The 12,979-nt window shown below is 41.4% G+C and carries 13 protein-coding genes; 10 read left to right on the top strand and 3 right to left on the bottom strand.

Translation table 11 applies throughout. The annotated features are described in order from the left end of the window. Positions 1–10 precede the first annotated feature (10 nt). From LCM11_RS17385 to LCM11_RS17350, 8 genes are all read left to right on the top strand, one after another. Positions 11–499, top strand: coding sequence for a DUF1189 family protein (locus tag LCM11_RS17385; protein ID WP_224895561.1), 489 nt, complete (start codon positions 11–13; stop codon positions 497–499). An 805-nt stretch (positions 500–1,304) separates the two neighbouring features. After that, a complete protein-coding gene (locus LCM11_RS17380; RefSeq protein ID WP_224895560.1) occupies positions 1,305–2,144 on the top strand; it encodes an S-adenosyl-l-methionine hydroxide adenosyltransferase family protein in 840 nt (279 codons plus the stop codon). A gap of 65 nt (positions 2,145–2,209) precedes the next feature. Beyond that, positions 2,210–2,719, top strand: coding sequence for a DUF4362 domain-containing protein (locus LCM11_RS17375; protein WP_224895559.1), 510 nt, complete (start codon positions 2,210–2,212; stop codon positions 2,717–2,719). A 100-nt stretch (positions 2,720–2,819) separates the two neighbouring features. Beyond that, entirely contained in the window at positions 2,820–3,644 is an 825-nt protein-coding gene (locus tag LCM11_RS17370; protein WP_224895558.1) for an aldo/keto reductase, read from the top strand. A gap of 227 nt (positions 3,645–3,871) precedes the next feature. Further along, the gene (locus tag LCM11_RS17365) at positions 3,872–5,383 is read left to right on the top strand and encodes a methyl-accepting chemotaxis protein (protein WP_224895557.1); all 1,512 of its coding nucleotides are present in this window, start codon (positions 3,872–3,874) and stop codon (positions 5,381–5,383) included. Between the two features lie 185 nt (positions 5,384–5,568). Then, complete coding sequence (locus tag LCM11_RS17360; protein WP_224895556.1) at positions 5,569–6,942, top strand: hypothetical protein; 1,374 nt, start codon at positions 5,569–5,571, stop codon at positions 6,940–6,942. Between the two features lie 159 nt (positions 6,943–7,101). After that, positions 7,102–8,058 (top strand): UV DNA damage repair endonuclease UvsE, encoded by a 957-nt coding sequence (uvsE, locus tag LCM11_RS17355; RefSeq protein ID WP_224895555.1) that lies wholly within the window; start codon positions 7,102–7,104, stop codon positions 8,056–8,058. A gap of 51 nt (positions 8,059–8,109) precedes the next feature. After that, a complete protein-coding gene (locus LCM11_RS17350; protein WP_224895554.1) occupies positions 8,110–8,577 on the top strand; it encodes a nucleoside deaminase in 468 nt (155 codons plus the stop codon). 13 nt (positions 8,578–8,590) lie between these two features. Here the strand turns inward: LCM11_RS17350 and LCM11_RS17345 are convergent, their stop codons facing one another. Beyond that, positions 8,591–9,172: a CDP-alcohol phosphatidyltransferase family protein gene (locus LCM11_RS17345; protein WP_224895553.1), complete on the bottom strand. Its 582-nt coding sequence runs from the start codon at positions 9,170–9,172 to the stop codon at positions 8,591–8,593. 180 nt (positions 9,173–9,352) lie between these two features. On the opposite strand from LCM11_RS17345, the gene LCM11_RS17340 reads away from it, so the two are divergent. Next, positions 9,353–9,934: a cell wall hydrolase gene (locus LCM11_RS17340; protein WP_224895552.1), complete on the top strand. Its 582-nt coding sequence runs from the start codon at positions 9,353–9,355 to the stop codon at positions 9,932–9,934. Positions 9,935–9,988: 54 nt separating this feature from the next. Here LCM11_RS17340 and LCM11_RS17335 read toward each other — a convergent pair whose 3' ends face one another. After that, on the bottom strand, positions 9,989–11,401 hold the full coding sequence (locus tag LCM11_RS17335) for an alanine/glycine:cation symporter family protein (RefSeq protein WP_224895551.1): 1,413 nt from the start codon (positions 11,399–11,401) through the stop codon (positions 9,989–9,991). A 153-nt stretch (positions 11,402–11,554) separates the two neighbouring features. Here LCM11_RS17335 and LCM11_RS17330 point away from each other — a divergent pair, with 153 nt between their 5' ends. After that, positions 11,555–12,151: a flavin reductase family protein gene (locus LCM11_RS17330; protein ID WP_224895550.1), complete on the top strand. Its 597-nt coding sequence runs from the start codon at positions 11,555–11,557 to the stop codon at positions 12,149–12,151. A 25-nt stretch (positions 12,152–12,176) separates the two neighbouring features. Here LCM11_RS17330 and LCM11_RS17325 read toward each other — a convergent pair whose 3' ends face one another. Continuing rightward, the gene (locus LCM11_RS17325; RefSeq protein ID WP_224895549.1) at positions 12,177–12,977 is read right to left on the bottom strand and encodes a DUF2935 domain-containing protein; all 801 of its coding nucleotides are present in this window, start codon (positions 12,975–12,977) and stop codon (positions 12,177–12,179) included. Positions 12,978–12,979: the final 2 nt, after the last annotated feature.

Genomic DNA, 12,979 nt, shown 5'->3' with positions numbered 1-12,979 from the left:
GGAGAATAACATGGAGTTTCTGGATTCATTATGGAATAGTATACGTTTACCTAAGAAGGAAGCGATGTTCCGTCTAAATCGGAAGGGAATTACAAGTACGATCGTGTACTTGTTCATTTTAATGACGGTCCTGTTTCTTCCGGATATGATTGGAACGATTATACGTCTCGACTCAAACTTGACGGAAGTGTCCCGTGGCCTCTATCTGGTACAGGTATTTGTCTTCTATCCTATGCTGATTATATTTTTAATTCTTGTGGGGGTATCTGCTCTTGCAGGTGCGGCTCTTCTCATGACGAATCAGCTGGATCGTAAGCTGACTTACCAGCAATTGTGGAAGATGACAGCATATGCGGCAACCGTGCCGTTGGTTTTGAGTATCCTTTTAAAAAACACACCGGTTCCCAATGGACTCAGCGCTCTAATATTTTTTTCCTTGTTTATTTATATCATGTTTCGCATGATTATTATATATCCTAAGAAGAAAGCCAAACGTTAAACGTAACGTTTGGTTATTTTATTATCTGGCTCAATTTACCAATTTTATTTCATCATAGTCTTATTCAACAATAGGGCCGAATAGTGGAAGACTCAGTTTCGAGATAATTCGGGTCCGTTACGGTATGTGAAGAAGGGCTGTTGGGGAAATAACTCGCTTTCCTATGGGGGAACGGTGAGCTTCCTCGCTCGTTTCACTCCCTAAGGGATCTCACCTAGTCCCTTCTCCCATGGGAGTCTCGCCATTTCCCCACCATCCCAGCCGAGTAAGAATAACGGACGCTTTTATAGGAAAGATTGTACTCCTTCTTATCGGTTCTAAATCCTTTTAAGACATGCTATTCCACAACGTTATAGCATGAAATAGCCTCATAATCACATGCTTTTTTCTCATCAATCCGTCGACGTCTTAAATGGTTTCGAGCATCTAATTCGGCAAGGTCCGAAGGGGGACGATGAAGACTTCTGCGGGATGAACATGATCGGTGAGATCCCGCAGGGCTTTAAGCCCGAGGAAGCTCAGCACATGCCCGCGAAAAGCGAAATCGTCCCCCGCAGGACCAAATTCTCACAAAAGTCTCGAAATCAAGTCTTCAAGTAAAGGGAGCTTATCTTCAAGAGTCGTTATGAGGGCTTAAAAAGCTGATGATTTAGGTTGTTGCTTCTAGTTACGCAGGATAATCATTTTATAAATTTAATAAAGAACTTATTTATGAAAGTCTTCAGTAACGATAAACTTGTTGATTTTGCTGCAGGATTTGGATAAACTATCAATAATTTATAACTAAAAAAAGAGGCGGGATTCGATGAATCAAGCGTTAGTTCTACAATCCGATTTTGGCAGAAGTGACGGGGCAGTCAGCGCCATGCACGGGGTAGCCTATTCCGTATCTGAGGGGTTATCAATCTTTGACTTAACGCATGACATCCCTCCTTTCAATATATGGGAAGCTTCCTATAGGTTGTGGCAGACAATTTCATACTGGAAGGAAGGCACAGTCTTTGTTTCAGTGGTGGATCCCGGTGTAGGTTCAACGAGGAGAAGTCTCGGAGTAAAAACAGGAGCAGGGCACTTTGTGATTACTCCTGATAACGGAACACTGACGCATATTAAGCGTACAGAAGGTATTGTACAGGCGCGTGAAATTGATGAAACTATTAATCGACTTCCGAGGTCAGGGGAGTCTTATACGTTTCATGGAAGAGACATTTATGCCTATACAGGAGCACGACTTGCCTCTGGAGTTATTTCGTTTGAAGAAGTAGGTCCTGAAGTACCGTTAAAGTCACTGGAGGAATTACCTATTCAGGAACCAAGTATAGGAAGTGATTATGCAGCTGGAAGCATCGACATACTGGACATACGTTTTGGAAACCTGTGGACCAACATTCCCCGTGATTTCTTCAAACAAATTGGGGTTGGTTATGGAGATACACTGGAGGTGACGATAACTTACGATGGAAGAGAAGCTTATCGTAACTCGATGACTTTTGGTCGTTCTTTTGCTGATACTCATAAGGGTGAGCCTTTAGTGTATGTAAATTCACTTGATAATTTAGGTGTAGCCATTAATCAGGGGTCGTTTGCGAATGCTTATAATATTGGAACTGGATCCAGTTGGCAGATTACCTTGCTAAAAAGCTGAGCTTCTCGCAGCCGGTTGTAACGTAAATTCATTTGATTCGTCTAATGAAGTAGAGGTGATCAAGCATGAAAATATGGAGGATTTTATTGCTTGTTTTGTTGTTAACCGGCTGTGCTGAGAGTACCGAAGAGGGAGCTGATCGCTCCAAGGATCAGGAAAATGTCAAGACGGAGCAGGAAGACAAGGAAACGGATAGTAAAGATGAGAAAAGTGCGGAGAGTTCTGCTGATACCAACACAAAAGAACCTGAGGATAAGGCTGTAGAAAAACCAGTTGAAATTATTGAGGAGCTGGATGATTTTATTCAGAATGTTCAGCAAGGAACCATTGACGAGGTAAACATTGTGAGACGTACCACAGAGGGAGATCCCATTTTTATTGATCTTTCTTTTAACGGGGAAGAGATTAACTATAAACACGATAATCGAAGAGACAAGCTCGGAAATGGGCAAATAACAACAAAGACATGTCAAAGTATTGATAAGGAAGAGCAGGATGGTACACTCGCCTATCAACTAACCTGCGGTCATGAAAGATCAGTAGAAGTTTATCAAACCGCCTATAATAAATACTAAGAAGGCTCTCTTTCTTTTAAGGTAAGCATAATAGAAGCATTTGGAAATCCATCTGTGCTACACTGCCTCTGTAAACCTTTAATAAGAAAGGGAGTTTTTTATGAAAACCATGACACTTCATAGCAATGTGGAAATGCCTCAGCTAGGATTTGGAGTATGGCAAGTAGAACAGAAAGACGCGGTAGCCGCTGTATCAAAAGCCCTTGAAACAGGATATCGTCATATAGATACGGCAGCTGCTTACAAAAATGAAGAACAGGTTGGCGAAGCTATTAAGCAAAGTGGTTTAGGCCGTGACGAACTATTTATTACGACCAAGGTATGGAACACCGATCAAGGATATAACAACACCATTCAAGCGCTTGAGACTAGTCTGGATAAGCTGGGTCTTGAGTATGTGGATCTTTACCTAATCCATTGGCCGACTCCTGAATATGATGAATATGTAGAAACCTATAAAGCACTGGAACAGCTGCAAAAGGATGGAAAGGTAAAAGCGATCGGCGTATGTAACTTTGATATTGACCATCTGGAGCGCCTGATGGAAGAGTGTGAAGTAAAACCGTCCGTTAACCAGGTGGAATGCCACCCTTATCTTGCTCAGAATGAACTGAAAGATTTCTGTCGCAAAAATGGTATCCATCTTGAAGCGTGGAGTCCACTAATGCAAGGAAAAGAAGTGCTGAAGGACGAAACCATTCAATCAATAGCTGAGCAGCACAATAAAACAGCTGCCCAGGTTATTATCCGCTGGCATTTACAAAACGATACGATTGTTATTCCAAAATCAGTTACACCGTCAAGAATCGAAGAAAACTTTGATGTATTCGATTTTGAACTGACGGCAGAGGATATGAATGCGATTAATAAATTAGACCGCGGAGAAAGAAAAGGACCTAAACCTTCTGAGATGAACATCCGATAAAAAGAATGAAGGAAAGAATGAAGCTGCTGGTTTTCCGGCAGCTTTTTTTATACAAGCAGGTGCAGCAGGATAAGTATCCTATTAATACATACGTAAAAATGTAGTAATAGTAGATTAATCAAATAATTCGTATTATTAAGTATAGTTCATTAGTATTGCGTAGAGGTAGATATAAAATTGAGGGTGGGTTAAAAGTAATGGTAAAAAGGTTGAACGGGAATCTACTTATGTTATGTTTCGCTTTCGGAGTGTTGATCATTGCAGTGACGGTTTATATATTGCACCGTGTTTTTGGGTTTTTAGAGTCTTACTCTTTTCTTATGGGGGTAAATAACCTTTCACCTTCTATGACTACTCTGCTTTATATCCTTTTAGGGATAACGGCAGTTCTTGTAATCATAGGCTTCACTCTTTTTCGAATCGATTCGAACCACCGCAAACTTCCGTTAATCATTACTTTGGCTTTAACTCATGGCTCGATGCTCATCATCGCTTCAGGTGATGGGTTGGTTGAATATCATTATTCCATATTTATGGTTCTCGCTCTCATTGCCTATTATAACTCTATCGCTATGCTTAGCATCAGCACGGGCATATTTGCCGTACATCACTTAGCTGGCTATTTCTTTTTTCCGGTACTGTTATGCGGAACACCCAATTATAAATTCTCTTTGCTCATGATCCATGCTGTGTTCCTTTTGCTCACCTATGGAGCCACACTTATCTTAATACTACATAAGAGGAAGTTAGAAAGAGAGATAGAGAAAGAGCGCAGCCGCAGTTCAAAGACATACGAAGCTGTCGTCCAGCATGTAAACCGAAGTATGGCAGAGCTTGGGAGGCTGGCGCAAGTTATTCAGCATGAAACAAATGAAAGCGCCAATTCCGCTCAGGATATAGCTGGTTCTGCTCAAACCATGAATGCGGCGGCTGCTACTCAAAGAGGCCAGGCAGAGGAAAACACAGGAAAACTGGAAGAACTGCTGCAAACGATTAAAGAAATGGATGAACATATAAAGGAAGTAGAGCACCACTCTGAATCCGCTAATGAGCAGTCTCTTGCAGGAGCATCTATAGTTGATGAGGCGAGAAACAGGGTTCAGGAGGCTAATCGCTCAGTGGAACAGTTAGAAGATTTATTTGCCCAATTTTTGAACCAGACGGGCGAAGTATCTAATTTTGTTTCTGTTATAAGAGAGATCACAGAAAAGACAAATCTCTTAGCCCTCAATGCTTCTATTGAAGCAGCAAGAGCAGGAGATGCAGGGAAAGGTTTTGCGGTGGTAGCGGAAGAAGTCAGGAAATTAGCACGCCAGTCGAGTCAATCTGCACAATCCATTCACAAAGTTGTATCAGGTATACAGGAAGAATCAGCGATCATTCACTCAGAGATGAACGAATGTACTTTGAAGATAAATGAAGGGTATAAGCTGATGGAGAACGCTGAAGGATCATTAAACGGTATTCAGAAAGCTACTTCAGAAGTTACTCACCGGATAAAAGATACAGGAAGGCGTTCTTCACAAATCCGTACAAGTGGAGCTGGAGTTCAAGCTTCAATGCAAGAATTGAAAAATGCTGCTAAAGAGAATGAAGCAAGCAGTGAGCAAATAGCCGCAGCTTCTCAACAACAGCTGGCCATGTCTCAAGAATTAGAAGCTGTTGTTGATCAGCTAAATCAATTAACACATGAACTTCAAGAGTTAGTGGATGGGATGAGTATCGAAAAAGCCTCCTAGCAGGAGCGGAAGAAAACGGTGAAGTTGACCAGGGCTCTCGATAAGGATAAGGGATAAACCCCTTTCTGAAATTCAAGTTTCTTGAAAATAATCATTGTAACCGATAGGATGAGATCACTGGTAAAAATAAGTAGACGAACTCATCTTATATTCCATGTATTGTTCGCCTAGAGGCAGGTGAGATTATGCACAATTTAAAGCTTACAAATTACTTATATATCTTTTATTCATTGGTGTTCTTACTAAATACTGTCCATGTATTCTGGGCAAATGATACTCTCTTTTTTGTGATCGGGCTCATGGGAATAATGATGGTAATCATTAATTTCCCCAGGTCTGACAAGGTTTTTCGGATTCTTGGTATTGTGTTGTTAGCAGTCGGCGTTTTTTTCTTTATATCGAGTGACGTCTCAGTAGATGAAATACCTTCTTTCTTTGCTGGGAACATAAGTCTGCTTTTTCTTCTTTCTATGCTCCCATGGATGAATAGTGTAGTAAAAGCTGGTAGATATAATAAATTGCTGCAGTCTTTGCTTGGTGGAAACGCGAAAGGGATGGGATCCTTATACATACGAAGTGAAGTAACGATGGTGTCACTGGCTGCGTTTTTGAATCTATCGTCAGCAACAATTTCACAGGACCTGTTGAAAAATCAATTAAAAGAAGCTAAAACTAAAGTGAGAAATAGCTTCATAGCCATGGCCACGCTGCGGGGATATTCCCTTGCCTTACTGTGGAGTCCATTAGAAATTTTATTGGCTACATCCATTTTTATAACAGGTGCCAATTACTTAGAAGTCCTGCCATGGATGCTGCTCATTGCTCTAATCGGAATTATATTGGACTCGACTATGGGAAAGCTCATTTTCCGTAAACATGATATAGGGTATAATCCGCGTGATGGAATCTCTCCCCAATCAAATAAAAAGAAATTAGTAGAGTTCATCGCGGCTCTTATTCTATTTCTAGTGGTGGTTGTGTTCTTAGCGAACGTTGTTCAGCTTGACTTTCTATTTGCTGTCACCATTGCCATATTCCCATTTGCTTTTATATGGGCGGTCTTAAAACATCGAAAAAACAGCTTCTTGCAGATTGGGTGGCCCACTTGGAAAAGACAGACCAATCATTTAAATAATTTCATCGTACTGCTTTTATCATTATCATTTTTTACGGAGGCATTGAATGCTTCTCCATTTTTACAATATTTACAGGATCCGATTGTTGCTTTGAAAGGCAGCCCTATTCTCATTATGCTGTTTATTCAAGCTGCATTTCTTGTGTTAACCCTGCTCGGCGTGCATCCGATTGCTACGATGGGGATCTTTGGGGGAGTCAGCGGACTGTTAACGGAAGCACTGCCTTCGGTAACCTTGACGATTTTACTCGCAAGCTGTGCCATTGCTACGGTTCCGTCAGCTCCCTATGGTCTTATTGTAACGATTACCTCTGTTGGTTTAGGCGTTAATCCTTATCAAATCGTTCTAAAAAATCTTCCTTACACCTTAATGTGCGGATTTATAGGTATCGTGGTTTCGTTAATTACGCTTTACATTTATTAAAAGTCCAGTATATGGATGAAACGTGAGAATCTTCTTGAAGAAGATTCTTTTTTTTGCAGCTGAAAATCATAAATGAAAAGTGCGGTAAGTATATTAAACACCTGAGAAACGGGGAATATAGTGATAGACATTTAAGAAGTGAAGAAGGAGTTTGTTTAAATGATCATACGATTCGGATATGTAGCCCATGCACTTTCCCTATGGGAAGCCACCCCGGCGAAAACCATGACCTTTTCGAGATACCAAAAATTAAAAGAAGAAGAGCGGATCTCTGAGCTGCAAAGAATTACGCGACTAAATTTACAGCATACACTAAGGGCCATTCATTACAATATTGCACATGAAATACCGCTATATCGTTTCTCTTCTGCCCTTGTGCCATTAGCCACCCATGACGATGTGGAATGGGATTATATTACACCATTTAAGGAGTTGTATGCTGAAATCGGGAAGCTCGTAAAGAAACACCAGCTAAGGACGAGTTTCCACCCTAATCAATTCACACTATTTACAAGTGATAAGCCCCATGTGACTGAAAATGCCGTTAAAGATATGGAATATCATTATGCTTTATTAAAAGCGATGGGGCTTCATGAAGAATCTCATATTAATCTTCATATCGGAGGGGCATACGGGGATAAAGCAGCTGCTCTTGAGCGTTTTCATGAAAATTTAAAGCAATTGCCGGATCCAATTAAAAAGCAAATGACCTTGGAGAATGATGATAAAACGTACACCACTACAGAAACCTTGGAAGTTTGCGAGAAAGAAGGGATCCCTATGATGTTTGACTATCATCATTACATGGCTAACCATACCGCTGATGAAGATTTAGTTGAACTTTTGCCGAGGTTTTACGAAACATGGTCCGGATACGGGTTTCCACCCAAAGTTCACTTATCTTCTCCAAAGAGCGAAGGAGCTTACCGCAGTCATGCAGATTACGTAGAGGAAGCGTATGTAACCCCTTTTCTAAAAATAGTCAAACAGACAGAGCAGCCGATTGATGTCATGATTGAGGCTAAAGAAAAGGATCGTGCTCTATTGAAGCTTGTAGAAGACCTGTCTGCTCAGAGAGGGGTGAAGCGTTTAAAAGGAGGAGAGCTTAATTTTTAAGAGTAGGTAAACATACGTAAAAATCACATTCAGCGAGAGGGGATGCAGCAGATGACTGAAGAGGAATACCTGAGGTACACGATTCAATTAGCCGCTGACAATGTGGAGCGCGATGGAGGTCCATTCGCTGCCATTGTAGTAAAAGAAGGGACTATCATTGCAGAAGCGGGTAACAGAGTGACAGAGAAGATGGATCCTACAGCCCACGCGGAAGTGCAGGCAATTCGAAGTGCGTGCGAAACTCTGGGACATTTTGAGTTAAAGGGATGCGAGCTTTATGTAAGCTGCGAGCCCTGTCCCATGTGTGTGGGAGCTATTTATTGGGCGCGTCCTGAGCAGGTGTACTTTTCGGCAGGAAGAGATGATGCCTCACGTGCAGGTTTTGATGATGAACTGATCTATAAAGAAGTTTCAAAACATCCACAGGAAAGATCCCTGCCTTTCCGCAGAATAACCTTAGATAATGCAGCGCTTCCCTTTAAGAAATGGGAGAGGAAAGAAGATAAATCGGCGTATTAAGCATCTTTTCCACTTATTGCAGAATCCGCTTTGCTTCCATGAACCTTTGTATTCCGGTAAACAATTCCACAGCAAAGAAAAGAAGAGTGGACCATAGAAGGAAGTTGGGAAATAGGAGCATAATACTAAAAAATATAAAGCCTTCTGATCGTTCAGCCGCTCCTGCCTGATAATAAAAAGACTTGATCCCTGCCTTTTCCGATACTGCGCCCACCACTAGGAAAACCGTCATGGAAATAATAATCGAAACGCTTAATAGTAATAGTGGCCACATGACTTCGGGATGTAAATAGGCAACCGCCACAATCATGGCTACTTCCACGATTCGATCGAACGTAACGTCCATGACAGTTCCGAAAGGAGAGGATTTCGTATGGCGTGCCATCGTCCCGTCCACAGCGTCTAAAAAGCCTGATACCCATAATACGATTACTCCTATTATTGGATAACCGCTTAAGTAGAGAAGACTGGTAGAAAGACCTAGAAAAAGTGCAAGAATGGTTATCTGATTGGGGGTCCTGCCTCTTCTTAGTAAAAAAGAAGCGGTTTTTTCTATAGATGGTTGTACATACTTTCTAGCATGCGTGTCTAACATTAAAATCACCTGCTTTTCTCTATTTCTCTCATTTTAACCCTATCTAGTGATTCATAAAATGATTTAAGCTTCCATTTCGTACATTGAACAGCTGGTAATGTTGGAAATAATTAATAGTGAAAAGTTTTAATCTCCCATGTTAATGTGTGAAATAGATTATTTCAGGGAGGTTGATTGCATATGTTTAAGAACTTAATGATTTCCTTATTGGTATTTGCTGGAATATTCACATTTACTTTCCCTGCTCAGGCGGAAGGTGCTCAACAAACTTATACCGTCCAAAGAGGCGATTCCTTATATAGCATTGCATCGAACTATGGGATTTCAACCCATCAGCTGAAGGCGGTCAATGATAAATCGTCTTCTGTGATTTATCCAGGAGAACAGTTGCAGATGCCTGTGCTTCCGGAAGAATGGGAGAAAGATTTACTGGCTCGCTTAGTGGAGGCGGAAGCTAAAGGAGAAAGTTATGCAGGTAAAGTTGGCGTAGCAACAGTGGTATTGAATCGTGTAGAAAGCAATGAATTCCCTAACTCCATTTATGGAGTGATCTATGATGGAATTCAATTCTCACCAGTATTGAATGGGACGATTGAGCAGCCTGCCAGTCAGGAGTCGAAACAGGCAGTAGAGGAAGCTGTAGCTTATCAGGGTTATGATAGAGAGTCTCTTTTCTTTTATAATCCAGCAAAAGCTTCCAGCAGTTACCTTAGCAGTAAAGAAGTAACTACCGTAATTGGTGATCACGTATTCTTAAGGTAATATAAAAAGCAAGCATGGCCCGCCATGCTTGCTTTTTTTTAGTCTTTAACTACTTTAACCGGCTTCTTCTTCATCAAATAGTTCAACTTCCTGTTTACTTTTACGCTTCTTATATACCCGGTTAACATAATCATCTGTAAGGGCTGCAATTTCTTTATGCAGAAATAGGAGTGGGATAATATTGGCCAGTAGTACAAAAGCCAGCAGTAAATCGAGGAATTGCCACACAAATTTCAGCCCACCGATGGCCCCAACAAAAACTGCTAAAATATAAACGATTCTCATAACTCGGGCAAATTTAAGGTTATATAGATATTCCGCTTGTTTTTCGCCATAGAATACCAGGATTCCAATGGTCGTCATGACAAAGAATAATAGGAAAATGGAGATAAAGGTACTTCCGAAGGCGTCTCCAAACTCTGTACCAATGGCAATGTTAATCATGTTGGAAGCATCCGTGCCCCCAACCTCTTTCCATGCTCCGGTAACTAAAACGGTTATGCCTGAAACTGTACAGATCACAATCGTGTCAATAAAGACACTGAAGATTCCCCATAGACCTTGTCTGGAAGGGTGGTCTGTCTTAGCAGCAGCATGAGCGATAGGAGCTGTTCCAAGTCCTGCTTCATTAGAATACAGACCGCGCGCAATTCCCCAGCGCAGAGCTTGCGCTACACCGGCGCCGGCGAATCCGCCTGTTGCAGAAACCGGGGTGAAAGCGTGAGTGAAAATTAAACTGAATACATCCGGCAGCTGACCGGCATTGGCAAAGATGACATACAAGCAGACGGTTAGATAAATGAGTACCATACCTGGGACCAGTTTATCGGTAACCTTGGCGATACGCTGAATACCTCCAAATACGACAGCAGCAATAGCTACACATACGACAGCTCCTGTAATATAAACAGGCCATCCAAATGCTCCTTCGGCCTGTGTAGCAATGGAATTGGACTGCACCATTGTACTCGGAATTAGTTCAAGCATAAGAAAAAAAGCAAAGGCAGAGGAAAGCCATTTCCAGCCGAGGGCTTTTTTTATGTAATATTGAGGTCCCCCGACCCAAACGTTCTTTTCGTTCTTTTCCCTGTACTTCATACCCAGCAGAATCTCAGAGTATTTTGTCGCCATTCCTATTAGAGCAATAATCCACATCCAGAATAGTGCTCCGGGTCCCCCTAAGGAGATGGCAATAGGAACACCAACAATATTGGTGGCTCCCGCTGTCGAGGCTAGGGCAGAGGTGAATGCTTGAAATGGGGTGATGGTACCTTTTTTATCGGTTTTCTTGAAGATCTGACCGATGGTTTGATGGAGAACGTGACCAAAGAAGCGGAATTGAAAGAACTTGATTCTAATGGTGAGGAAAATACCACCTGCAATCAAAATAATAGCAAGTGGATATGTCCATAAAAAACCTGACAAGTCTGCAATCCCTTGCTCTATACTACTCCATAAATTTCCCAATTAAAGGGCCTCCTTTAAAATTTTATAAATATTGTGTTAATTAATCCATATATTCCCTAAAATGTTGTAATTAAACACAGATTGAGCAAGAGAGATGAGAATGAAAAATGATTCGCGTATGATAGGTGTAAACGTTCTCAGGAGGGATATGTTTTGTTAATCCATAAGGATCAGTTTAAGGACCATAATATGAGTAAGTTGATTAAAGGGGCAGTTGTACCAAGACCGATAGCATGGGTTTCTACAGAAAGTGAAGATGGTGTAGGCAATTTAGCTCCGTTCAGCTTTTTTACCGTAGCTTCAATGGACCCTATCACGTTGTGTTTTTCAGTGGGAAGTGTGGAAAGGGAAAAAGATACCCTTACTAATATTAAAGAGACCGGCCAGTTTGTCGTGAATATCGTGTCTGAGTCGCTGGCCAATCAGATGCATGAAAGCAGCAAAGCTCATCCGAGAGAAACAAATGAATTCATACAGGCAGGAACCAGCACAGAACGAGCCGCGTATGTAAAAGCTCCACTAGTTACTGATGCCCCCGTAAGCATGGAGTGTGAGCTCGACAGGATTATTGATCTGGGACTTAACCAGCTTATTCTTGGAAAGGTTGTGGGCTATCATGTAAGGGAAGAAGTGTATATGGAAACAGATAAAATTGACCCATATAAGTTAAAACCTGTGGGGCGTATGGCAGGAGATTATAGTTATATCCGTGAATTCTACAAGCTTCCAAATGAGAATTTACCGGAATAAAAAAGCACCCCATGGGGGTGCTTTTTTATTCCGTACGGGGCTTTGTAGGGTCACAGGAAGGGTATTCTCCCTGGGTAGACTCAGCTACTTTAAATAAATAATAGCATTCTTCGCGAGCCATATGATCTGCCATTAAAGCAGAAAAAGTACCTAAGAGTTCGGCATTCATCTCCATTTCTTCCAATTCCCGCAGAAAGGTTTTAAAAATCTTCATTTCAAGGGCTACTTCATCGTTAAATCGTCTCAGTGCTGGAAAGGACTGGCGATTCGTACGCAGGTACCCTTTCATTTCTACGGCTTTTAAGTAAAATTGCTCAAAATGCTTTGTAAACTTCTCGCTTTTTTCTTTCAGACGCTTTTCCACACCATCAAGTTCATCATTAATAGCGCCTGCGTGTCCTGAAGCGTCCATTAACCAAAGGAGATGGTGATGCAGCTCATGAAAGAGAGGCGGTACTTCTCTTTTTCCTAAATAGCCAATAACCAGCATATACTCTTCCAGTTCATTTACCATGTGATTAATAAAAGTGGGAGGAAGGTGAATCTTGACCTGACCAAAAAGAGAGCGCTCAATTAAATCAAGCTTGAACCGGCGAAATTCACGTACTTTTTCTCCAACTTGGAGGCTGAAGGTCATCCAATCCTGTATAAGCCCGCTTCTGGATTCAGTAAGAAAACTATCCCATAGTTGGACATAAGACTTAGCCAATTCAACTGTTTCTTTTTCTGACGAGTATAACGAATCTCTGATGAATCTGGCGTGGTCCCCTAAAATTTGCAGCCAGAATTGATGCTCGAACTTAGCCGTTTCTTGAAAGCTTTTCATTA

It is taken from the genome of Halobacillus halophilus (assembly GCF_020171985.1).
Lineage (GTDB): Bacteria > Bacillota > Bacilli > Bacillales > Halobacillaceae > Halobacillus > Halobacillus halophilus_A.
This window is presented reverse-complemented; position numbering and strand designations above follow the sequence as displayed.

Bases quoted from the DNA above. Each gene is read 5' to 3' on its own strand.
- uvsE (WP_224895555.1), top strand. From the start codon at position 7,102: ATGATCATACGATTCGGATATGTAGCCCATGCACTTTCCCTATGGGAA.
- LCM11_RS17380 (WP_224895560.1), top strand. From the start codon at position 1,305: ATGAATCAAGCGTTAGTTCTACAATCCGATTTTGGCAGAAGTGACGGG.
- LCM11_RS17345 (WP_224895553.1), bottom strand. From the start codon at position 9,172: ATGTTAGACACGCATGCTAGAAAGTATGTACAACCATCTATAGAAAAA.
- LCM11_RS17360 (WP_224895556.1), top strand. From the start codon at position 5,569: ATGCACAATTTAAAGCTTACAAATTACTTATATATCTTTTATTCATTG.
- LCM11_RS17385 (WP_224895561.1), top strand. From the start codon at position 11: ATGGAGTTTCTGGATTCATTATGGAATAGTATACGTTTACCTAAGAAG.
- LCM11_RS17325 (WP_224895549.1), bottom strand. From the start codon at position 12,977: ATGAAAAGCTTTCAAGAAACGGCTAAGTTCGAGCATCAATTCTGGCTG.
- LCM11_RS17375 (WP_224895559.1), top strand. From the start codon at position 2,210: ATGAAAATATGGAGGATTTTATTGCTTGTTTTGTTGTTAACCGGCTGT.
- LCM11_RS17340 (WP_224895552.1), top strand. From the start codon at position 9,353: ATGTTTAAGAACTTAATGATTTCCTTATTGGTATTTGCTGGAATATTC.
- LCM11_RS17365 (WP_224895557.1), top strand. From the start codon at position 3,872: ATGTTATGTTTCGCTTTCGGAGTGTTGATCATTGCAGTGACGGTTTAT.
- LCM11_RS17350 (WP_224895554.1), top strand. From the start codon at position 8,110: ATGACTGAAGAGGAATACCTGAGGTACACGATTCAATTAGCCGCTGAC.
- LCM11_RS17370 (WP_224895558.1), top strand. From the start codon at position 2,820: ATGAAAACCATGACACTTCATAGCAATGTGGAAATGCCTCAGCTAGGA.